The 21,644-nt window shown below is 48.0% G+C and carries 20 protein-coding genes; all 20 read right to left on the bottom strand.

From position 1 onward, the window contains the following. Nucleotides 1-7: 7 nt before the first annotated feature. Entirely contained in the window at nt 8-907 is a 900-nt protein-coding gene (locus tag H1D31_RS05760) for a hypothetical protein (protein ID WP_261256862.1), read from the bottom strand. A 15-nt stretch (nt 908-922) separates the two neighbouring features. After that, a complete protein-coding gene (locus H1D31_RS05755) occupies nt 923-2,251 on the bottom strand; it encodes a class I SAM-dependent methyltransferase (protein ID WP_261256860.1) in 1,329 nt (442 codons plus the stop codon). Nucleotides 2,252-2,278: 27 nt separating this feature from the next. After that, nucleotides 2,279-3,229, bottom strand: coding sequence for a GDP-L-fucose synthase family protein (locus H1D31_RS05750; protein ID WP_261256858.1), 951 nt, complete (start codon nt 3,227-3,229; stop codon nt 2,279-2,281). 2 nt (nt 3,230-3,231) lie between these two features. Further along, on the bottom strand, nt 3,232-4,359 hold the full coding sequence (gene gmd, locus H1D31_RS05745; protein WP_261256856.1) for a GDP-mannose 4,6-dehydratase: 1,128 nt from the start codon (nt 4,357-4,359) through the stop codon (nt 3,232-3,234). Between the two features lie 15 nt (nt 4,360-4,374). Continuing rightward, nucleotides 4,375-5,004, bottom strand: a complete 630-nt coding sequence (locus H1D31_RS05740; RefSeq protein ID WP_261256855.1) for a papain-like cysteine peptidase — start codon at nt 5,002-5,004, stop codon at nt 4,375-4,377. Then, nucleotides 5,004-6,083 carry a glycosyltransferase family 2 protein gene (locus tag H1D31_RS05735; protein ID WP_261260072.1) on the bottom strand — a complete coding sequence of 360 codons (1,080 nt, stop codon included), beginning with the start codon at nt 6,081-6,083 and terminating at the stop codon, nt 5,004-5,006. The genes H1D31_RS05740 and H1D31_RS05735 overlap by 1 nt, the downstream gene beginning before the upstream one ends. Next, a complete protein-coding gene (locus H1D31_RS05730; protein ID WP_261256854.1) occupies nt 6,080-7,096 on the bottom strand; it encodes a glycosyltransferase family 2 protein in 1,017 nt (338 codons plus the stop codon). The genes H1D31_RS05735 and H1D31_RS05730 overlap by 4 nt, the downstream gene beginning before the upstream one ends. Beyond that, nucleotides 7,096-7,509, bottom strand: coding sequence for a glycerol-3-phosphate cytidylyltransferase (gene tagD, locus H1D31_RS05725; RefSeq protein WP_261256852.1), 414 nt, complete (start codon nt 7,507-7,509; stop codon nt 7,096-7,098). Before tagD ends, H1D31_RS05730 begins: the two co-directional genes overlap by 1 nt. Nucleotides 7,510-7,583: 74 nt before the next feature. Continuing rightward, on the bottom strand, nt 7,584-10,394 hold the full coding sequence (locus tag H1D31_RS05720) for a 6-hydroxymethylpterin diphosphokinase MptE-like protein (protein ID WP_261256850.1): 2,811 nt from the start codon (nt 10,392-10,394) through the stop codon (nt 7,584-7,586). A 184-nt stretch (nt 10,395-10,578) separates the two neighbouring features. After that, complete coding sequence (locus tag H1D31_RS05715) at nt 10,579-10,884, bottom strand: hypothetical protein (RefSeq protein ID WP_261256848.1); 306 nt, start codon at nt 10,882-10,884, stop codon at nt 10,579-10,581. Continuing rightward, nucleotides 10,877-11,314, bottom strand: coding sequence for a flagellar export chaperone FliS (fliS, locus tag H1D31_RS05710; RefSeq protein WP_261256846.1), 438 nt, complete (start codon nt 11,312-11,314; stop codon nt 10,877-10,879). The genes H1D31_RS05715 and fliS overlap by 8 nt, the downstream gene beginning before the upstream one ends. A gap of 11 nt (nt 11,315-11,325) precedes the next feature. Beyond that, entirely contained in the window at nt 11,326-12,777 is a 1,452-nt protein-coding gene (fliD, locus tag H1D31_RS05705) for a flagellar filament capping protein FliD (protein ID WP_261256844.1), read from the bottom strand. Nucleotides 12,778-12,787: 10 nt separating this feature from the next. After that, nucleotides 12,788-13,177 carry a flagellar protein FlaG gene (locus tag H1D31_RS05700; RefSeq protein ID WP_261256841.1) on the bottom strand — a complete coding sequence of 130 codons (390 nt, stop codon included), beginning with the start codon at nt 13,175-13,177 and terminating at the stop codon, nt 12,788-12,790. Between the two features lie 66 nt (nt 13,178-13,243). Beyond that, entirely contained in the window at nt 13,244-14,068 is an 825-nt protein-coding gene (locus H1D31_RS05695; RefSeq protein WP_261256839.1) for a flagellin, read from the bottom strand. Nucleotides 14,069-14,266: 198 nt separating this feature from the next. Beyond that, nucleotides 14,267-15,094, bottom strand: coding sequence for a flagellin (locus H1D31_RS05690; RefSeq protein WP_261256837.1), 828 nt, complete (start codon nt 15,092-15,094; stop codon nt 14,267-14,269). A gap of 116 nt (nt 15,095-15,210) precedes the next feature. Then, entirely contained in the window at nt 15,211-16,035 is an 825-nt protein-coding gene (locus H1D31_RS05685; protein ID WP_261256834.1) for a flagellin, read from the bottom strand. Between the two features lie 195 nt (nt 16,036-16,230). Beyond that, entirely contained in the window at nt 16,231-17,058 is an 828-nt protein-coding gene (locus H1D31_RS05680) for a flagellin (RefSeq protein ID WP_261256833.1), read from the bottom strand. Nucleotides 17,059-17,217: 159 nt separating this feature from the next. Further along, complete coding sequence (flgL, locus tag H1D31_RS05675) at nt 17,218-18,453, bottom strand: flagellar hook-associated protein FlgL (protein WP_261256831.1); 1,236 nt, start codon at nt 18,451-18,453, stop codon at nt 17,218-17,220. Nucleotides 18,454-18,457: 4 nt separating this feature from the next. Continuing rightward, on the bottom strand, nt 18,458-20,488 hold the full coding sequence (gene flgK, locus H1D31_RS05670) for a flagellar hook-associated protein FlgK (RefSeq protein WP_261256830.1): 2,031 nt from the start codon (nt 20,486-20,488) through the stop codon (nt 18,458-18,460). A 34-nt stretch (nt 20,489-20,522) separates the two neighbouring features. Beyond that, nucleotides 20,523-21,644: a flagellar assembly peptidoglycan hydrolase FlgJ gene (flgJ, locus tag H1D31_RS05665; protein ID WP_261256828.1), complete on the bottom strand. Its 1,122-nt coding sequence runs from the start codon at nt 21,642-21,644 to the stop codon at nt 20,523-20,525.

Raw genomic sequence — 21,644 nt, 5'->3', positions numbered from 1 at the left:
TTGCACGCTAGAACGCCTCCAACTGTTGTGTCTGAGTATTAAACACCGGCATGCCACGGATAGCTTCTATAGCGTCAACACCGCGGGTAAAGGTGAGCTGCCCCTGTTCATCACGATGCTCTCGAAATTTTGCCGCGACATAGCCTTGCTCACAGGTCAATGCAGGTAAAGAGCCGGCAAACTCATCCAGAACAAAATAGGCATTGTTGCCGGCGCTGTTACTGCCAATAAAACGATAACCTTTTTCAACGGCCAGCTGGTGCAAGGCTTTTAATGAAGCGCCAGCATACAAACCGCTTGAATGCTTCGCATGACGCACAAAATCCGCCTGATATGGAACAGTAATACTTCGCTCAACACCGAACAGACTATTATATTCGACAATCACGACCGTAGGCCGCACCGCGCTGATCGCTTGCCAAAGCCAGTAATCATTGCCATCAATGTCGATATGCAACAGACCTATTTCCCCCTGGAAACCCGCATCCAGAATCAGTTGATTGATATTCTCCGCGCTGACAAAGCTGCACACAGCAGTCAGGTCATGCCGCCAATAATTCTGACTTTGCCGGATAGCCTTCACATTGACAGGATCGGCATCGATCACCAGTCCGCTCCAGTTGTTATTTTCCAGTAGAAAACGGGTATTAGCCTCGTTGTAGTTCTCCACCCCGAACTCAATAAAGATCTGATTTTTGATATCTATTTTTTGCAACAAATACTGAATAATGCCGTCATCACCAAACTGTGAATAAACACTAAACTCGGCATCTGCAAGCCGTTCTACCTGGCGTGACTGCAAAGCCCAAGTCAGCTGTTTGCCGGTAAGTAATTTAGTGGTATTAGTTTGCTGATACAGGGCAAGTCGCAGACGCCGAATTTGCTCAACTAAAAACGGAATATCCATTACAGCTCCCCGGTTCTAATGCAATTTAGTAAAGGTGAGCATGGCACGATGTACACCATCAGTACCGAATAATCGTTGTTCGGCCAGCGTAAAACCCGCTTTCAGCAACAGATCTTGCAGATTCTGAACACTGTAATCAGCTGGCGCAACTTTCTTCCAAGGCACCACATGTATATCATCTGTGAACACATACTCGATAATGATATGTTCTGGCTGATAGCGCAGAATACTACTCAGGAAAAGGTGGAGCGGAATACCCAACCCAAGGCAAATATGGTGAATTAAACCCAGTACCAGCACTGTATCTGCGCTAAATCGCTGATAGGCATCCGGAAAGGTAAGACCGACTCCCGAGGCCGGTGTCGGATGCAGAAAATCCATCAATACTGCAGTAATGTTAAGCGACTTCTCTGCCGCCAGCGCATTACACACGTCAATGTTGAACTCTTCATTATCAAAGCAGATCACCTCTGCGCCAAGACGTGCAGCGACTTCAGAGTAAAACCCCTTGTTTCCGGCCATATCCAGTACACGCTGCGGTTTAAGGCGCTGTAACCATTCAAAAACAAACTTATGCTTTTCCGATACCGGCGCAAGCGGGTCAAATTGATCGCCGGATTGTTGATAACTAGACCACTGTTTAGGTTCGGCTTTTAAACTGTATCGATGTAACCAATACAGCACGTCATCAAGCAACTCCATAATGGCCTGTCCATCTGCACCCGATTTAACCGCTGCTGGAAAATCCATATTAGGTAACAGATGACTGGTCACAAACAACTGCCCGAATCCCTTCAAATGCTCCCGCCGATATTCCTGGGCCAGACGTTCACCATAGTGATGATGCAACCATAAGGGTATCAGGTAGAATCGTTTCAACTCCTCGTACCAACCTGTGCAAAAGCGGTCGTGCCACGCAATCACAGAACCAAAATCAACATAGACCGGATGTCCGTGATTCAACATCAGATTCCAGGGATGACAATCTTTCAATTGTAACTGCATTCCGAGCAGCGCCTGTTGTAATGTGACCAACATCCTGGCGGCGTCGCTAATCGCCGCAATAGTCAGCTCAGCGGGATGTACGGCAAACGGTAGTCTCTGATGTTCCAGTACTAGCTCTGCATCTGTAACCTGCAGCCCATCCGCAATCCAGGTTCTCACTAACCCCAGCTCAAACAGCGCCTCAAGACCAGCAGTTTCCAGTAAGCTACGATAAAGTTGCGCAGCATCTCTATCCGTAATAAGGCGAAAGATCCTGTTCTGGTAGCGAAATACCCGCCCCACTGGATCAATTAGAGAGGTCGCTTCAAACTGTAAGTCGTGTGACGTGAGAGTATTCAATAGTCGCGCTCCTTTAAATCGGTGTCGCTATAAACAATTAGCCTGATACCAGGCAACGGTTTGCCGCAGCCCATCGGCTAAAGACGTGCTCGCCTGCCACCCAAGGGCATGAAGTTTTGTTACATTAAGCTTTTTGACCGGTGTCCCCTCAGGCTGAGTGGTATCATAATCAAGCATGCCGGCATAGCCGGTTAACTGCGCCAACATTTCAGCCAGCTCCCGAATCGAGCAATCAATACCTGTGCCAACATTAATGTGGGAGCATCGCGATTCAAGCTGAGCCCAGTATTCCATTGTCGGTATGGCCATCAAATAAGTTAGTGCACTGGCTAAATCATCGACATGCATAAACTCGCGCCGTGCCAGACCACTACCCCAGATATTGATATTCGGGGTTTGCTGTTTTATCGCTAGATGAAAACGGGTAATTAAGGCCGGAATAACATGACCATGCAGAGGGTCAAAATTGTCATAGGGCCCATATAAATTGGTTGGCATTGCTGAACGATAATCGCGCTGATACTGTCGGTTATAACTCTCACACAATTTAATACCAGCAATTTTGGCAATGGCGTAAGGCTCATTGGTCGGCTCTAATAACCCAGTCAATAAAGCCGTTTCATCGATAGGTTGCGGTGCAAATTTCGGGTAGATACAGCTCGAGCCGAGAAACAGCAGTTTTTGAACGTCGGCGAGGTGAGCGGCATGTATTACGTTTGTTTGAATCATCAGGTTCTGATAGATAAAATCCGCAGGGTGCCGATCATTAGCGTAGATACCACCCACTTTAGCTGCGGCAAGGTAGACCTCGTCAATTTTGTGGCGTCTGAAAAAAGCTACTACGGCAGCCTGTTCCGTTAAATCCAGTTCACTACGACTGGCGGTGATCAGCTCGCCATCAGTTTTCTGCAACTGCCGGCACAGTGCTCTGCCAACCATCCCCTGGTGACCAGCGACAAATATCCTTTTAGTGGACATCGTTATCCCTCTTTACTCGCATCATAATGGTAACCATGCCGCTTTAAAAAAGCCTGCCTCTTGGCCTCTGCCAGATCGTATTGCGTCATTTCCCGACACAAGGCCCTGGCATCTGTTTGCGGTTGCCAGCCCAGTTGCTGCCGAGCCTTACTGGCATCTCCCAACAAGGTTTCTACCTCAGCAGGACGGAAATACTTAGGGTCAATGCGCATCACAATATCACCAATCTGCACAGCCGGAGCATCGCTCCCCGTAACGGCCGTGACAACGGCTACCTCTTCTAGTTCGTTACCGCGAAACTCGAGAGTGATCCCCAGTTCCGCGGCACTCCATGTTATAAAGTCCCGCACTGCGTACTGCTGGCCAGTAGCAATTACATAGTCCTCTGGTTTCGCCTGCTGCAACATTAGCCATTGCATATAAACATAATCTTTGGCGTGCCCCCAATCCCGCAGCGCGTCAATATTCCCCATATACAAACATTGCTCCAAACCCTGAGCAATATTTGCCAACCCTCGGGTAATTTTCCGGGTTACAAAGGTTTCACCACGACGAGGTGACTCATGGTTAAATAGGATACCGTTACAAGCATAGATACCATAGGCTTCACGATAGTTAACTGTAATCCAGTATGCATATAGCTTGGCTACCGCATAAGGTGAGCGCGGGTAAAAAGGGGTACTTTCCCGTTGTGGTGTCTCTTGCACCAAGCCATAAAGCTCGGAGGTTGATGCCTGGTAAAATCGGGTTTTGTGCTCCAAACCAAGCAGTCTTATTGCCTCTAGCAAACGCAAGGTACCCATCGCATCAACATCAGCAGTATACTCAGGCGATTCAAAACTAACGGCTACGTGGCTTTGGGCGCCCAGGTTGTAAATTTCATCAGGTTGGATTTGTTGAACCAACCGGATCAGATTGGAGCTGTCGGACAGATCACCATAATGCAGGATAAAGTTGCGGTTATCTGTATGTGGTCCCTGATAGATATGGTCAACGCGCTGTGTGTTAAACAGTGATGAGCGGCGCTTTATACCATGTACCTGATAACCTTTTTCAAGCAAGAGTTCCGCAAGGTAAGATCCATCCTGACCTGTCACTCCGGTGATTAACGCAACTTTCTGAGCACTCATAGTTCCGACCCCATATTAATTTTGTGATACAAAACGAAAATGCTGCTCTGCAATTGCAAATGCTCTGTCCCAGGAAACATTATCACCTTTCCAGGAATCTCTATCTCGAACTCGTAATTCTGCCAATGAAAGGAACGCATAACGTTCATTGATAAACTCTTGTACAAGCTGAGTAGATAACACCAGAAAATTTATTCTCTCATTTAGTTGCCAGAAGACTTGCTTTAAGGATTCGTACTCCAAACGAGCATCATCTAATGTCACAATATCAGGGTTAGCTCTCACTACCACCGGCCTGACTGAGCTTTTTAATGCATATATTAATTTTTCTTTCATATAAATAAATTTTTCAGATGCTTTTTTAAGTTGCTGTGGCACCTGTTCGGTTAATATCCGACCATTAATCGTTTTAAATTCATGTTGAAAAGCCAAACCAGAGTACGTATCCAGCAAACGCAGATCGTCATCAATAAGTTGCCAACCACTGTGCTTCAAAAACTCAGCGTTGTCCTTCAATAAAAAATCGTAAGCCTGGCCCTTAGTGATCAACCAATCGAAGAAATACGCTTCCTCATTTGCCGTTACCCGTCTTATCTGATGGGCAGTAGCACACCAAGCGCCACAGCTAAAGTATTGATTTTGCATTAATTCCCCTGGTTTGACACCTGAGCAACCTGAGCAAACTGTTGCCAATTAATAACCTGCATTGTCGGTGCTACGGTCTGTATTTTGGCGGATATGTCATTTTGATGCGCACCTTCAATACAATTTATAACGATATCCAGCCCGAAATTTGGCAATTCATCCAGACCAACTACCGGGATATGCATGCTATGCGTGTGCTCAGTTACCACAGAAACAACAAAGCAACTGACCGTGATCTGGGATCGCGACAAGCTGAGCCAGAAGATTTGCGATAGCTCACGAACCCCAAAGATCCCGATCCGCTTGCTACGAAACCCGTCCAGGTAACGCTGATCGCTCAATAAGTTCAACATTAGCTGTTTCAGATCCCGGCTATTTTGGATCTGTAATGCCAACTTATCTGCTTCCGTCAGCTGCGTTTTCGCTCCCAGCAAATGATCTATCATATTATGCTGTTGGAGTAATACGCGGTAGTTATCTTTGTCACTGCTTAGTCCCTGTAAACTAAAGCGAGCAATTACCCTTTGTGTAATCAATCCTTTAAAGCGCTTCATCACACTTTGCATAAAGTACATATCTGCTGCGATGTTGAAACACTCATTAAAGTTACCTAATTGCTCGAACAGTTCGCGCCGGCAAAAAAAAGCTTGATGGCAAGGGCGAGATGTCGCTTGCGAGGAGTGATGATGCATATTCATAAAACTCTGCCCAGAGTTAGTATCCTCACATAACACCGCCCCCAGATAATACTGATGTTCGGCATGAACTGCGCTTAACACATCGGAGATCACCGCGGTATCTATCAAACTATCGTCGGAATTTAAAAAATAAACCAGGTCGCCGCTGGCTAACGACAAACCGCGGTTAAAAGCGTGATAAATACCGCGATCGCGCTGTGATACTACCTGGCTAATATGCGGATAGTCAGCAAGGATCGCCAGAGTACTGTCTGTAGAACGCCCATCCACGATAATATGCTCAATCTGCGAAATAGCCTGTTGAGCAGCGACACTATCAAGGCAGACTCTAAGTGTGTTTGCACTGTTATAGGTTGCGGTAATGATTGAAACTTTTATCATGCTATCACCATAAAATCCTGCCATTCCCGCCAACCGGCGGCGCGTAATTCGTCGCTCACCTGCTGACGAACTGGCTGTGCCGCAATCACCACCCCCCTTTGCTGTATGGCCTCCAGCGATAAAACCGGCCACGCGCGCCCGGATACCTGAATGGGTTCAGAGCTTACCCGAGCAGCAAAGCCTGCAAATGGTAAGCCATGTTCTATCAGCCTGGCGGCAACAGCAATAGCCAAACCGCCGGTACCGTAAAGAGTTAAAGCGCCGTGGTGCCGTATCAAGGCCAAAAGCTTATCGTGTTTTAGTTGCACCAGGGTGCCGGCGAAATGTCCGGCTGCATCGGCAGCCGTGGTAACTGAACTACTAGTTATGCGCATCTGCAGTAAGTACTCCGGAACACAACCGATAGTAAAACCTGCCTGGACGGCACGATAGAACAAGCTGTAGTCCTCTCCGACCCGTAGCGGAAAATAGTCCAGTTTTTTAATCACTCGCGTTTTAGCAAAATAGCAACTGTGAATCATACAGTTCCAGCGTTGCAGCTCCTGCTGAATTAATTCAGGGTGATTGATATTGTTATGCTCCGCCTCTTTTACTGCCTTGAAATACTGATAACGCTCACTGGCCTCAACCTGAGCATCTTCAGTAAAATAGCTAAAATAGCACTTCACAATATCCAATTCAGGATGCGCTTGCATAAATGCTAGCTGTTTGGCAAAGCGCTCTGGTAAACAGAGGTCATCTGAGTCAATCTTAGCGATAAAGGGGGACTCAATATATTGCAATGCCCGGGCAAGAGTTGCTCCCACCCCCAGATTTTGCGGCTGACGAATTAAACAGATACGTGGATCACGATAATTTTCAATTAGTTGGCAAGTGCTATCTGTCGAAGCATCATCCACAATCAATAACTGAAAATTCTGGTAGGTTTGTGCAAGTACACTGTCAATAGCCTGACAAACATAATCACTACTGTTGAACGTCGTCATCAATGCCGTGATCATCGGAGACGTCATTAGCGAAGCTCCTTATCCAGCTGCGCTAAAACCTGCATCGCTTGCTTAATAGAACTCGATGAAATATTACGGGTTCTTGGCAAATACAGTACCTCGCAAAAAGCCTTTAAATCGTCAAACTTACCCTGCCAGTCGTCACCGATGACAAAAACATCAACACCAAATTGCCGGATATCCTTTTCTTTCTGCTCCCAACTGACTTCCGCAATAACCTGGTCGACATAACGGCAACTGGCAACAACAGCAGCCCGATGCTCAAACGGGACCAGAGTCGTTTTACCTTTTTGCAGGTTAAATTCATCGGTGGAAACCGCGACAATCAAACGGTCTCCCAACGCTTTCGCCCGGCTTAGCAAATTAACGTGGCCGATATGAAACAAATCAAAGGTACCGTAAGTAATAATAGTTTTCATGGCCGTCGGTGCTTATTTATAGAACTACTCTTATTATCGGCTGCGCTAAGCTAAAACTTTATCTTTGTCCGACATCACTTATTACTCTCGTGCGCCTGAAACAACTTGTGCAACGTAACCTGATCTGCAGCTAACGGAGCGGTAAGAAACTGTTCAGTAGCCAGTTGCAAATATTCTCGCCAAACAGCCAACACTTCATTAAATACGTCAATCTGATTGCGCTCATCGGTTGCATCTGTCACTGCCAGCTTAAGTAAAATGGCAGAAAAATAGTTAGTACTGCCGTTAAACAACATAAAAGCCGGATTTGTCTTTTGACTGTTCGCCTTTAACAAAAATAACCACTGGCGCTCTATCAGTGCCTTTGCCTCCGGCTCTGAATTAACTTCCGCAGCCAGCAATGCTTGCCAATCAAGCATGGTTTTTTCAAATAAGCCCAGATCATAACTGGCGGGCACGTACTCCACCAATTCAGGTGGTAGCGTCAGATAGGCGTCGGCGATAAAGCTATCCAGTATGGCTTCTTTACTACAGCTAAGCGGCTGTAACAAAATATTATCTGGATGCAAAGCTACAGCGCCGCGGATCTGTGCACCATCACTACAGTTATAGACATCACATTTACCTTTAGCATTTTTTATGGCTACTTCCTGTAACTTGCGCGAAACGTTGAACTCGGGCTTGGTATAAACAAATGGCCGGAAATTACCCAGCACTGGTAAACCACCACCATGAATTTTCTGGTAATCATATAACTGCTGTTGCCCTTTTACATAGTAAGCCGAGCTTTTCGAGTGATGATGATTAATATCGACAAAACCCAAATCAACACCAAACAAATACAGGTTGTGAAATCCGATCTTAAGCAGTAGATTCAGTACAAAATTAGTGACAGTAGGGTAAGCATAAGCTAAAGATTCACCAACTAAGCCATGTTGATTAAACAGCGGCTCGTATAACTGAGTTGATGATTCGCCATCTTTAAAACATAACAATACTTCGGCAAATAATGCCGCCGTATCCGGATGCACACCATTAATACTCAGCATGCGGATTTGTTTAAGGTAGTCAAGATCCTTAACCTGCATCACCCATTCGTAACTGGCGCGGTTTTGCTCCAACTCCGCATGAAAATCAGGCCTGATCCCCTGATTATGCAAGGCCCTTAGTGCTGTACCACAACTGATGATAATAGCTTGCTGCTGATAGTGTCGCAGATAATCAAAACACTGATCCAAGCTCGGGCCATTACCCACTATAAAGACCGGTACCTGCTGTACCGGGTGTGACTTGGCCGCCAAGCCCCGCTTAAGTAGCTTTGCGCCAGCTTTGAATACCTGATAGGCATGGGCCAGATTAAAACGAGCATGATCAAAATACTCACCAATAGCTAATACGACCCTCAGTTCACTACGCAAATCGTGAATCGCATTGTTCATCCGCTGATTAAAGTAACTGGTGAGCATATAAGTGTTAGCAATAGAGTAAGCACCAACCTGGTAGAACTGCCGCATCAAATCTGCAAAATATTCGCTACCATCGCCCCCCAGATTCAGGTAAATCCGGCACTCTTCCTGCTGCGCTTGCTGAAACAGCGCTGCCCAGTCTGTGACGAATAAACTGGCGTAGAAAAAGTCAAGATTAGGCTCGCAGATATACCAGTTTTTGATTTGGTGCTGCTGCCGGAGTTGACCGAGATGTACACCAAGCCCGATACCAAACACGATTAAGGAGTCAATCCGCTGTGGCAGGACGGTATTCTTCTTCAGGTTCCGTTCCAGTATTGGCAATAGTTTTTGTACCTGTTGATTATGCAGGTAAGAACGGAGTTTGAACGTTGGCCGGTGTCCGATTAACACATCGTCCTGAAACGGATGCTGGCAAAATTCATCTATTAATCGCTGACTGTCGTGCTCGACATCCTGATAAAACAGTGCCCTGCGCTCCGCATGCCACAAATTGTGTCGCCCTAAATGATCGCACACCAATTGCCAGTGCTTGGGTTGGTGTTCCCGAATCACCTCATAGATCTGGGGATAAAACTGCTTTAAAGCGGCAAGGTTTTGCTGGAATTGTTGTTCCGGATGATCAGGAACCGGCATTGACAGCACACTCGCAGTGCTGGCATGTCGTATTTCAACTTCGTCATACTGGCTGTTATAGGCAACAAAGTGTTGTCTGGTATTTAGCAGCGCAGCACGATCACCACTCTGTAGCTGGCAATAATGCCAAACCTTGTCCATCACCGGATGACTGTAATGGCGGTAAACAAACACCTGCTCTACAGCTTGCAGTTGCAACAGCTCACTGAGATCTTCCGGTAAGCCACTGGCATCTTTACCAATCTGCAAAAACAAGTTGGTACCTTTGGTTGCGGCAGTCTGCAAAATACCAAGCCAATCAGCTAGTTGTGCGGAGCAGACAAACAAATCTGCGCTCGGCTCATAGACAATCACTGAGCGGATCTGATGCTGCTCAAGCAGATATTCCAGCTGATAACCCGCCCCTAAACCCAACATAACCAGTAAATCAACCCGGGGTGGCAAAACCTGCTGCCCTGCAGCCTGCTGTTCTTGCAAACTAAAAAATGGCGCAGCCAGCTGGAATTGCTGATACTCCCATTGACTCTCTGCCTTGGCTGACTGACGATACATCGCCATACCATTGGCGAAGTCGGCAATATTGGCCAGCCCCCATTTATTACAGAAAACAGCATACTGCTGAGCCGTGTGGCGTTCTAATAATGCTATTAAAGATGGGATATGATGGCGAAACGCCGCCAGATTTTGCTGTAAACGACGTTTTAGCTCGGGCGCAAATTGCCGTTCCTGCTTGGCCTGAAGCTCAGGATCCTTATCAATTTGATAAGCAACTTTATTATACATAACTGGCTGAATGCCTTATTTAAACTGACTAATCGCTCAAAACAAGCAATATCCATACCGTTGTACGATAAGCATTATAGCCTGATGGCCATGACCGACATACCTAGCCCAATTAACTGACTGGGTTCAGGGTGTTTGAAATTAACATAAGGGAAATGATAGGGATTAGCCAGTGATATTAATATTACTGGCTATTTTCCTGATAGGAGCGGCTGGCATGTCGTCGTTGCTGTACTTCATTCAGCACCTTACCCAACTCCGCTTTTTCTGCGTCCAGCCGGTTTTGTTGCTGACTCAACCAGCTCAAGGTGTCATTCAGACACTCAGCAGCGCTCTCCGGGCTGAGCTGTTGTGTTGCCAGCTTGCTTATTGCGGTTTCCAACTGCGACAACAAAGTGGCTACCTCAGTAAGATCAGCAGCAGGCTCTGCCAGCAGAGCCGACATCTGTGACTGTAATTCGTAAATTTTATTCAGGCTCTGCTCAGGCACCAACCACCATCCCCTGCGTTTGCCCCTGGCGGATTTGGTAGGCCTCATCCCGCGCCGATACCGGGATCTGATCCCAGGCACCTTTGATGGTCAGCATCAACTCCATCACCTCGTCGACTTTGGCAACACTATTCTCGCGACTGGCCAGTGCCAGATGATTGACCATAAAATCATACAAAGCCCACAGGTTTTCAGAAATATCTTTGCCGAGCTCCATATCCAATGATCCCTGCAAAGCATTAATAATGGTCATGGCTCTGGAGATACTGGCAGACTTGCCAGCGAAATCCTTGCGCTCCATACAACCTTTGGCCAGGGCCATTTTTTCAAGTGCACCCTGCATTAGTAACTGAATAACCCGGTGTGGATCGGCGACGGCTAGATCGTCTTTCACACCAACGGCTTTGTAAGCTTTAATACCATAACTCATGCTGCACTCCGTTATCTGGATTTTTTAAGCGTAAACCCTGGTAAGTTCGTTAGCTGGGCGGTGACAGTCGATGCCAGGTTCTGCATCGAGCCCAACAAACTGTCCAGAGCGGTATAGCGTGCTCTGAGGGTTTGTTCGTAACTATCTATATATCGGTTCGCTGCGGCTAAATCTTTAGTGCTTTTATCGATCTGGGAGCGTAAAGTTTGCTCACGCGAGGCAATAATGCCGCCAGACTGGGTAAATTCTGAAATAAAGCTGTCGAGTTTTTTGCTTATGCCATTATCACCGCCAAATAGATTGGCGACGCTGTCAAAATTCTGACTAAGCGCTTTATCAAAGCGTTGCTTGCCAGAGTCCGCGCCAAAGGCTGTTGACGTCGAGATCTCGAGTTTACCGCTTTTGTCAAAGGTAACGCCCATCGCGTATAACGTCGAAAAGCCCTCATCCGCGTCGGTAAAATTGGCTCCTAAAATACCGCGCAGTTGCGACATAATGTTTCTTGGCAGCGAATCACCCGTTAAGGCGCCCCCCTCGTTTGTGACGGTTTTACCATCAGAGCCTAGGGTGCGTGGCCGCGTCAGAGCGGTAACCTGATCAACGAGCTCATTGTATTTCTTGATGAAGTTTTCAACTTTCTCTTTGGTTCCGGCCGAATCCATTTCAATATTCAACCTGGCATTATTGCCAGCCGGCGTAACCTCGAGCACCTTTAATTCAATTTCCTGGATCACATTAGTAAAGGTGTTGGTCGCGCTGGTCGCGGTAATACCGTCAACCTCAATGACCGCATTCTGCGCCGGAGTGACCACCGTTAAACCTGAGGCTCCGGATGACAAAGGATCCAGCTCAGCGTTATTATTGGTAATAACTAAATCATTACCATCGCCGCTGATATTCGACGTCAGTACCAGTTTACTACCAACCGCGCCTCCGGCATTGATAATATTGGCGTTAACGCCAAAGTTATCACCGTTACTATTAATGGCTTGCCGCAGCTGGTTCAGTGTCATACCGGCGGTTACCGCTACCTCAAATGTCTTATCACCGGCCGCAAAGGTCAGAGTACCGTCTGAAGTGGCAATAACGTCATTGGCAGAACTAAAAGCACCATCAGCGCTTTCCAGGCGACTGCCGGATGCCAGTTGTTGTACCCGGATATCAAAATTCGCGACCACTGCCCGACTGGAGGCGGAAGCTTCAAGATAGGTCTTATTGTCTGTGGGTTGAATAACCGTTGCTTTACGGGCATTAAGATTATTGGTACTTAACTGTGTTACAGCATCCCGAAAGCCGGACAGGGCAGATTTTAATCTGCCCACCCCGGACAGTGAGGACTCCAGTTTGCTACGGGTGCTGGTAATTCTTGATAACTTCGCATCACGCTCCGTTTTAACCAGGGTATTTACCAACTCGTTAAGCGGCAGGCCGGAAGCCGAACCAAGAAAATTTACACCCGTCATACTCTGAACCTCACACTCTATTGTCGATCAGCAGGCCTATCGATTGCCCCATTTCTTCCTGTAGCCGTTTAATATCCTGAGCAACACGCAACAATTCTTCAGATGGGATCTGCTTAATCAATTCGTCCGTTTTAAAGTCAAAGACTTTTATCACTGAACGGCCTGAATCCTCATCAATTGAAAAGTTCAATGCGCGCTTTTCAAGAAGCAGCGCTTGATTGACAACGTCAACTGCCTGCTGCAGCTGAGCTCTGTCCGGTTCCGCCGCAACGACCTGCGTCACCGGTTGCACAGCACTTAATCTGCTACTAACAGCCTCCTGCTGCTCTTTTGGCATAGTATCACGATTAGGGGGCAGCGATGTCGCAAGCGGCGAACCAGTCAAACTGATGCTGCTCATAGTACACCTCCTTTATCGGAACGCGTGATAGAAACTTGAACAGTTTCTATCACCACGCTATCGATTTTAGCCTAATAATGACAAGGCTGCCTGCGGCCGCTGATTCGCCTGCGCCAATACTGTAGTACTGGTCTGCTGCAGGATCTGCTGCCGGGTCAACTCTGCGGTTTCTCTGGCAAAATCTGTATCGCGGATCCGGCTACGCGCACCGGCAACGTTCTCAGAAATATTTGTCAGGTTACGGATCGTCGCCTGGAAGCGGTTTTGAATCGCACCCAATTCTGCGCGGGCACCATCAATTACACCCAGCGCGCTATCAATTTTAGCCAGCGCTTCTGAGGCACTTGCGTAACTGGAAATAGACAGCGTACCTAAACCCAGTGCAGTAGTACCATAACCGTCGGTATTGTTAAGAACAACTGCAATTTCCTGATTTGCGTTGGCGCCTACCAGGAAAGTCGCAGACAGGTTACCATCCAACAGTTTTTGCGTACCAAACTGCGTGGTATCGGCAATCCGTGACATCTCTTTTTTCAGCGCTGTGACTTCCTGCTGCAGTGCCTTACGGTCTGACGTGGTATTGATACCGTTCTGTGACTGAATCGCCAGCGTCCGGATCCGTTGCAGGGCGTTGGTAATTTCGTCCATCGCGCCTTCAGCTACCTGAGCCATTGAGATACCGTCGTTTGCATTACGGGCAGCTTGATCTAAACCATTGATCTGACTGGTCAGACGGTTACTGATCTGTAAGCCCGCCGCATCGTCAGCTGCACTGTTAATGCGGAAACCTGATGACAGACGTTTGAACGCCACATCCAGGTTGTTACCTGAGTTAAACAACTGCCGCTGAGCATTCAGCGACGAGGTGTTGGTGTTTACATATAAAGCCATGAGTCACTCCTTAGTTAGCTGCAGCAAAACTACAGTTAACTGATATTAAACAACGGTTGTCCCGTGAGTTGAGCCAAGCTGCAACTTGGCTTAACTAAGTTATCGGCCACTGTCTGAAGAACTTTAGACTTTTTTTTAAAAATCTTTAAAATTTAAAATGACTAAAAATCAATAACTTAATGCAGCCGTCAATTTTTATTAGCCACTTAATACAAAAATTGCCGCCTGCGGACGCTGATTCGCCTGCGATAATACCGTCGTACTACTTTGTTGCAGGATCTGCGTTCGGGTTAGCTCTGCCGTTGTTTTCGCATATTCAGTATCCCGGATCCGCCCTCGCGATGCCGCCACATTCTCCGTTACGTTTCCCAGGTTTCTGATAGTGCTAAATAGCGCGCTTTGTGTCGATCCTAACTCCGTCCTACCTTCATCTGTAATTTTGATCGCAGCATCCAGCGCCGCCAAAACTTCGCCCGTGTCTGTGCTGCCTAAAGCAACCCCAGCAAGATTTAACCCGGTACTGTCAGTCGTAAACCTGCGGCTTAACTCCACATCGGAATACTGTAACGGATTGGCCCCGGTCTGAAACTGCAGCGTGCCCAAAGAGCCATCCAACAGTTTCTTACCATTGAACTCCGTAGTCAGCGCAATTCTGTCAATGACTTCCGCCATCTGTGTGAATTCTTGCTGTAAGGCCGCAATATCCTGGTCACTATTAATGCCATTAGCGGATTGGATCGTCAGTACCCGCATCCGCTGCAGGGCATTGAAAATCTCATCCATTGCCCCCTCAGCAACCTGGGTAACCGAAATCGCGTCGTTAGCATTACGCCGCGACTGCTCCAAACCATCGATCTGACTGGTCAAGCGTTGCGATATAACCAGCCCCGCTGCATCGTCAGCTGCCCTGTTGATCCGCAACCCCGAAGCCAGGCGCTCGAAACTTGTTTCAAGACCTGCTCCAGCGTTTTGCAACATACGCTGCGATGTCAACGACGAGCTATTCGTGTTGACTATGATAGCCATAATAAAATTCCTGTCGTTACGACATTGCCGAATCCTTTTGCATAAAAAGCAAATTCACAAAACGCCCCAGATCCGTCCACACTAGCTGAACAGACCCGGGCTGAGTTCTGCTATGTTTACTGCAGCAAACTTAACGCCGCCTGCGGACGCTGATTTGCCTGAGCTAACACTGTGGTGCTGGTCTGCTGCAAAATCTGGGTCCGGGTTAGTTCAGCCGTTTCTTTAGCAAAGTCGGTATCCCGGATCCGGCTGCGAGCGCCAGAAACGTTTTCTGAAATGTTGGTCAGGTTGCGGATCGTTGCCTGGAAGCGATTCTGGATCGCACCCAAATCGGCACGGGCGCCGTCGATCAAGGCAATGGCTGAGTCGATCGCCGCCAGCGCAGCAGAGGCATTGGCATAACTGGAGACACTCAGGCTGCCTAAACCCAGAGCTGTGGTGCCATAACCATCAGTATTCTTTAATGACACCAGGATTTCCTGATTGGCATTGGCACCCACCAGAAAAGTTGCCGATAAATTACCATCCAACAACAACTGAGTACCAAACTGCGTGGTCTCAGCGATGCGGGAAATTTCCTTTTTCAGTGCGGTTACTTCCTGCTGCAATGCTTTGCGATCAGCCGTGGTATTGATACCATTTTGTGACTGAATGGCCAGGGTACGGATCCGTTGCAGCGAATTGGTAATTTCGTCCATCGCTCCTTCTGCAACCTGAGCCAGCGAAATACCGTCATTAGCATTACGGGCAGCTTGGTCCAAACCGTTGATCTGACTGGTCAGGCGGTTACTGATCTGCAGACCCGCCGCATCATCAGCAGCACTATTGATCCGAAAACCGGACGACAAACGCTTAAAGGCGACGTCCAGAGAATTACCTGAATTAAACAGCTGACGCTGCGCATTTAATGAAGATGTATTGGTATTAACGTAAAGTGACATGATATCTCTCCTCAGAGCATAGCAGAACAGATAAAGCAGCGATAATTTGCCGCTTTAATTTACTTTTACTATCAACTATGTATCGGAAAAATATAAGAAAACTTTAGATATTTTATAAAAATAATGGGTTATAAACAGAATTTAACCCAAACAAAAAAGCTGCCATATAGGCAGCCTTTTCCGACTGGGAAACCCTTAACCTTGCAGTAAGCTCAGCGCTGCCTGTGGCCGCTGGTTGGCCTGAGCTAACACTGTGGTGCTGGTCTGCTGCAGGATCTGGGTCCGGGTCAGTTCAGCCGTTTCTTTAGCGAAATCAGTATCGCGGATCCGGCTCCGTGCACCGGCAACATTCTCAGAGATGTTGGTCAGGTTGCGGATCGTTGCCTGGAAGCGGTTCTGAATCGCACCTAAATCAGCCCGGGCGCCGTCAATCAGTGCAATCGCTGAGTCTAGCGCAGCTAATGCAGCTGACGCATTAGCATAGCTGGACACGCTCAGGTTACCCAGGCCCAATGCTGTGGTACCGTAACCATCAGTATTCTTCAGACTGACCACGATATCCTGATTTGCATTGGCGCCAACCAGGAAAGTGGCTGACAGGTTACCGTCTAACAAGAACTGGGAACCAAACTGTGTAGTCTTAGCGATCCGTGAGATCTCATCTTTTAACGCTGTCACTTCTTGTTGCAGCGCCTTGCGGTCGGACGTCGTGTTAATGCCGTTTTGAGACTGGATGGCCAGGGTGCGGATCCGTTGCAGCGAATTGGTGATTTCATCCATCGCACCCTCAGCAACCTGAGCCAGCGAAATACCGTCATTAGCATTCCGGGCGGCCTGATCTAAACCATTGATTTGGCTGGTCAGACGGTTACTGATTTGTAAGCCGGCAGCATCATCAGCGGCGCTGTTGATGCGGAAACCGGAAGATAAACGCTTGAACGCCACATCCAGAGAGTTACCTGAATTGAACAGCTGGCGCTGTGCATTTAATGATGAAGTATTGGTATTGACGTAAAGTGACATGGCTAGTTCCTCACAGTTTATCCGGTCTCGCAAGTTGTGTTTTACAATCTTGCCCAGTTACTTATTTATCGGATTGACGATGGGAAACTTGAATTTATTTTTGCGGATTTTTTAGAGCTTGCGTGACTCACCTAAAAAGTCACGCTATTAATCAATTACTTACCGAATAAAATCGAATAAGGTGGTGGCTGCTATCTTGGTAAAAACGGTTGATGCGGCCTGCAGCGCTATCTCCTGACGTTTGATTTCCGTTAAGGCGGCAGCAAAATCAACCTCAGAGATATCCGCTTTATAGCTCTTATTATTGATAATCAAATCTTCGTTACTGCCAAAGATGCTATCCAACACATTTACCCGACCACCAATACTGGATAATGAGTTATCAACTTTCCTGGCGCTGTTCTCTGTTTGTACCAGGACATCGGCAATTGACTCTAACAAGCCATCGTTTGACAACGCTGGGTTTTCCAAAGCCGCAATAAATTCCTGCAGCGTATCGAGAATATTTTTCTTTTCTGGTGCGGGTAAGGAAAAGTCGATTTGGCCAGGTGCAGCCGCGGCACCTTCAATTCGAATTGCAACACCATTAAAGTTAATCGGTTCGCCGGGCACAAAGGTACCGGTTACCGGTGGCGTTAGGGGGGCGCCATTACGTAGGATCTGATAGTTATTGCCTGCGTCGATCGTGACATTAAACACGTTATTCGCCGGCGTCTGATTATCATAGTTAGCCTGAAAAAACTGATCAAAACGGGCCTGATCCCTTACTTTCAAGGCTACGCTATCCGGCGCACCGGCAACCACTGTTGGGCTGCTGGGCTTAAATCTGGCAAAGGTATCATCAAAAATTCCTTTGCCACTATCCCGCCCAGACATACTGATTGAAGGCGAAATCTGTAAGGCCCGATTGCCATCATCACCTTTAAACTCGTAACGGCCAGTAGCCTGGTTAAACTCGTAGGCCGGCGATTTATCCTGATAACCCGCGAAAATATAGCCACCATCGGCGTCGCGGGTATTCATTAGATCAAAAAATTCACTCTGGATATTACGCAGCTCAAGAGCAATGGCCGCCCGCTCGGTATCGGTGTAGGTGCCGTTACCCGACGCCGTGGCTAGCACGGTAATACGATCAAAGTTGGTACGCATATTGGTCAGGATAGTTTCCTGCAGCGCCAAACCGTTCTTCAACAATACACTGTTGGTTTGAAACTGTTCCAGCTGTGACAGGTTCTGGTCTAAACCCAGTACTTTTGCTGAGGCTGCAGGATCATCCGCCGGACTTAAAATGCGGGTCTGCTTGGTTAATTGCTGCTCAGCAATAGACATCTTTTTCTGGGTGTTGAGGATCCCATTCAGACTCTGCGCGAACTGCATATTAAAGGTTAACCGCATACTCTTACCTCACTGCCTGTAACAGGGTATCAAAAATGGTTTGCGACGTTGATAAGATCCGGGCTGCCGCGGCATAGGTTTGCTGGAAGCGCACCAGATTGGCGGCCTCCTCGTCCAAACTAACCCCTGACAAAGATTCATACCACAGCGTCGTTTGCTCCAGAATAGCCGCATTAGCCTCTTCCAGCGTGCGCCCCTGCCGGGTGCGTTCACCGATACTGCCAACCATAGTGCCATAAGATTGGTTAAAGCTATATTCATTAACAGCGTTGGCAACCGATACGGCGTTACGCCGGGTGGTTTCTGCAGTTTGTAACCCTACCAGCGCCAAGCCGTTACGGTTGTCACTAAAGCCGTTCTGGTTGAACTCCAGCGTAAAACGATCGCCGGGCCGTGGTACGCCACTGATATTGAAATCAAAACCGTAAGTACCTGCCAAACCCGCTTGAGCCAACACATTATTGTAATTATTATTGCTAAAACTGGCCGTGCCTAACAGGTTAGGCACTGGCAATGTATTATCATATATCTCAAAGGTATCACTGCCAGTAAACACCAGATTTAGCGGTAAATTACCAATAAAAGGGCTGGCCGTATCGGTATTGGTTACGATTAGCTGGTCAACGCGACCATTACCCAGGTTTGCGACATCAAAACCGCCCCGTACCGGACTGGCCAGTGCAATATCTTCACCTCTGTTGGTTGCTAGTTGCAGCTGACTGGCCGATTCCTGTAATGGTTTTAACAAAAACCGATCACCCACTGCTGCACCGCCGGCACCAATAAAAATATTGATTTCAAGACCGTAGAGATCATCACCAGGCGGCATACTGGCGGAATTAAGCGTCAGGTTTGCGGTTAAATCCAGACCACCGATAACCTTATCTGAGCCCGGAATCACCTGCCCTCTGCTATCAACGGCTTGCACGGTAATTTCGTTAGCGCCGGTAACAGTAACCAAAAAGTCATTGGGCGGCAGTTTTTTACCTTGCCCGGCTTCTAAACCAACCCGGATCGCCATCTCACCAGTGTTATTGCGATAGGCTAAACCATTGGATACCGGCAGTCGGAATAAGTCACCGCCGAGGGTGCCGTTTAGCGTCATGCCAAGCTTGTTTTGATTATTTAGCGCATCCCCCAAAGAGAGAGCAAGCTGACCCAGTTGGATCTGGGTTGGGTCAAGAATTTCTTCCCGAAACGCCACCAGAGCGCCGAGCTTGCCGCCTATGGCTTTGGAATTAACATCGCGAACAACGTTACTGTTAGAGTTTAACTGTAACTGTAGTTCTTTACGCAATGGATCAGGATCACCGCGCAAGGATAGCAATCGAAACTCGCCCTGCTCTACCACCAACGACTGGCCGTCATTCATAAATACCAGTTTTTCGCCGTTTGCCGCGTCCAGCACGTTAATTTCGACCATTTCCGATAACTTCAGGATTGCCAGGTCGCGCTTGTCGAGCAGTTCCAGCGGCAGCTGCCGGGTAGTACCATTGCCGTAAGAAGCAATATCTTTGTTGTAAATCGCAATTTGTTTAATCAGATCATTGGCTTCATTAACGTAAATATCGAACTGGTCATTAATAAAGGTTTCTTGATCCTTTAATAGCTTGGACATGCCTTCAAAGCGATTGAGTAGTGATTGCGCACTACCAATCACCAGCTGACGACTGGCCGGTTGTACCGGATCGTTGTTAGCACTCTGCAACTGAGCAAACAAATCGTTCATGCCAGTGGCAATACTATTGGCGGGATTAGAAAATAAGGCATCAATCCGGTTTGCTTCAGACACATATTGCTGTGCAAAGGAGTACTGCGAGGTATCCCGGCGCAGTTGTTTGACGGTGAACTCACTAATCAGTCGCTCAGTCGTGCCACGACCCACACCGATCCCCAGTGGATCAGGCGCAAATTCGGTGCGTTGGCGCACATAGCCCTGCGTATTAATATTGGCAATGTTGTTACTGGTGGTGTTTAGCAGCAGGCTGCTGGCCCGGATCGCTGAACTACCAATTTTTAACAGATTGTCTGACATTCTCTCTCCACAGCGTCTTGACTAAGCCGCTAGCTTATTCATCGGCCGCAGCCGGAACTTCTTGAGCCGTTTCCAATTCAGCGCGAATTTGCTCAAATGCCGAACTGCGGTAAACCGCCATAATTTTTTGTGCATAGTTCGGATCAGTGGCATAACCGGCAGCTTGTAACTCACTGAAATAGGCAGCCGGCTCAGCTGCGACGGCAACCGCCTGCTGATAACGGACACTGTTACTGATAAAATCAGTATAGTCCTTTAAGCTCTGCTCCGGTGAGCTGTAGGCGCGGAATTTTGCCTGCTCTTTACGGGCCACCCCCTGCCGGTACTCCAGAGTATCGACGACAGCAGTATCGCCCTGCCAGTTGCGACTGGCTTTAATGCCAAACAGGTTAAAGCTATTTTCGCCATCATTGGTACGGATCATTCGCTTTCCCCAACCGGTTTCCAGCGCGGCCTGCGCAATCAGCGCCAGAGGATCCAGGCCCAGGGCGCCGGCTGCTTTGCGGGCTGCCGGTAACAAGGCACGGATAAAGTCGGTGGGCGATTCAATCTGCCAGTGGTTGGTCGGCGCCACCTCGCTATTTGCCTGATTAGCTGCCGCTTTTTGTGCTTGCTGTTTTGCGCGCTCAGCGCGCTGCAATTCCAGCTTTTCCAGTAACGGTGCCAGTACCGACTCATCCCGCCGCCCCGGCTGTAGTACGCCACTTTGTGTTAGCTGTGCCGCAGCCTGAGCTTGTAACAATCCCAAATCTGAGCTGTCCTGATACTGTTGCGCCTGTGGCATGCTAAGGCTTTCCGCACGCTGCCCAGGCATCAGTAACTCGACAGCTTTTCGCTGCTTGGCTGCCGCAGCCGGATCTAACTGTTGCACTAACAGCTCGGCCAGCCCCAGCCCGCCTTTTTGTGCCAGATCAGTGGCCAGCTGGTTATCGTGCATATCGCGGTAAAACTCGGTGGTCTGACTGTTCATCAGCCCCTCGGCTTCAAACGCTTTATTTGCCTGGCGCATACTTTTCAGCAGCATATTAAAGAAAATGGCTTCAAACTGTTCGGCAGCCTGACGCAGCGCCCCCTGTTCATCACTGCGGGACGCGGTGCGGATCTGCTGCAAACTTTGCAGATCATGATAGGAGTGCTGAAGCTTGCCGCTGTCCAT

Origin of the sequence: Alishewanella sp. BS5-314, from assembly GCF_025377695.1 — a bacterium.
GTDB classification, from domain to species: domain Bacteria; phylum Pseudomonadota; class Gammaproteobacteria; order Enterobacterales; family Alteromonadaceae; genus Alishewanella; species Alishewanella aestuarii.
This window is presented reverse-complemented; position numbering and strand designations above follow the sequence as displayed.

Bases quoted from the DNA above. Each gene is read 5' to 3' on its own strand.
- fliS (WP_261256846.1), bottom strand. From the start codon at position 11,314: ATGAGTTATGGTATTAAAGCTTACAAAGCCGTTGGTGTGAAAGACGAT.
- H1D31_RS05750 (WP_261256858.1), bottom strand. From the start codon at position 3,229: ATGTCCACTAAAAGGATATTTGTCGCTGGTCACCAGGGGATGGTTGGC.
- gmd (WP_261256856.1), bottom strand. From the start codon at position 4,359: ATGAGTGCTCAGAAAGTTGCGTTAATCACCGGAGTGACAGGTCAGGAT.
- tagD (WP_261256852.1), bottom strand. From the start codon at position 7,509: ATGAAAACTATTATTACTTACGGTACCTTTGATTTGTTTCATATCGGC.
- H1D31_RS05735 (WP_261260072.1), bottom strand. From the start codon at position 6,083: ATGATAAAAGTTTCAATCATTACCGCAACCTATAACAGTGCAAACACA.
- H1D31_RS05685 (WP_261256834.1), bottom strand. From the start codon at position 16,035: ATGTCACTTTACGTTAATACCAATACATCTTCATTAAATGCGCAGCGT.
- H1D31_RS05720 (WP_261256850.1), bottom strand. From the start codon at position 10,394: ATGTATAATAAAGTTGCTTATCAAATTGATAAGGATCCTGAGCTTCAG.
- H1D31_RS05760 (WP_261256862.1), bottom strand. From the start codon at position 907: ATGGATATTCCGTTTTTAGTTGAGCAAATTCGGCGTCTGCGACTTGCC.
- H1D31_RS05690 (WP_261256837.1), bottom strand. From the start codon at position 15,094: ATGGCTATCATAGTCAACACGAATAGCTCGTCGTTGACATCGCAGCGT.
- flgJ (WP_261256828.1), bottom strand. From the start codon at position 21,644: ATGGACAGCGGCAAGCTTCAGCACTCCTATCATGATCTGCAAAGTTTG.
- flgL (WP_261256831.1), bottom strand. From the start codon at position 18,453: ATGCGGTTAACCTTTAATATGCAGTTCGCGCAGAGTCTGAATGGGATC.
- H1D31_RS05740 (WP_261256855.1), bottom strand. From the start codon at position 5,004: ATGCAAAATCAATACTTTAGCTGTGGCGCTTGGTGTGCTACTGCCCAT.
- flgK (WP_261256830.1), bottom strand. From the start codon at position 20,488: ATGTCAGACAATCTGTTAAAAATTGGTAGTTCAGCGATCCGGGCCAGC.
- fliD (WP_261256844.1), bottom strand. From the start codon at position 12,777: ATGACGGGTGTAAATTTTCTTGGTTCGGCTTCCGGCCTGCCGCTTAAC.
- H1D31_RS05680 (WP_261256833.1), bottom strand. From the start codon at position 17,058: ATGTCACTTTACGTCAATACCAATACTTCATCATTAAATGCACAGCGC.
- H1D31_RS05695 (WP_261256839.1), bottom strand. From the start codon at position 14,068: ATGGCTTTATATGTAAACACCAACACCTCGTCGCTGAATGCTCAGCGG.
- H1D31_RS05730 (WP_261256854.1), bottom strand. From the start codon at position 7,096: ATGACGTCTCCGATGATCACGGCATTGATGACGACGTTCAACAGTAGT.
- H1D31_RS05700 (WP_261256841.1), bottom strand. From the start codon at position 13,177: ATGAGCAGCATCAGTTTGACTGGTTCGCCGCTTGCGACATCGCTGCCC.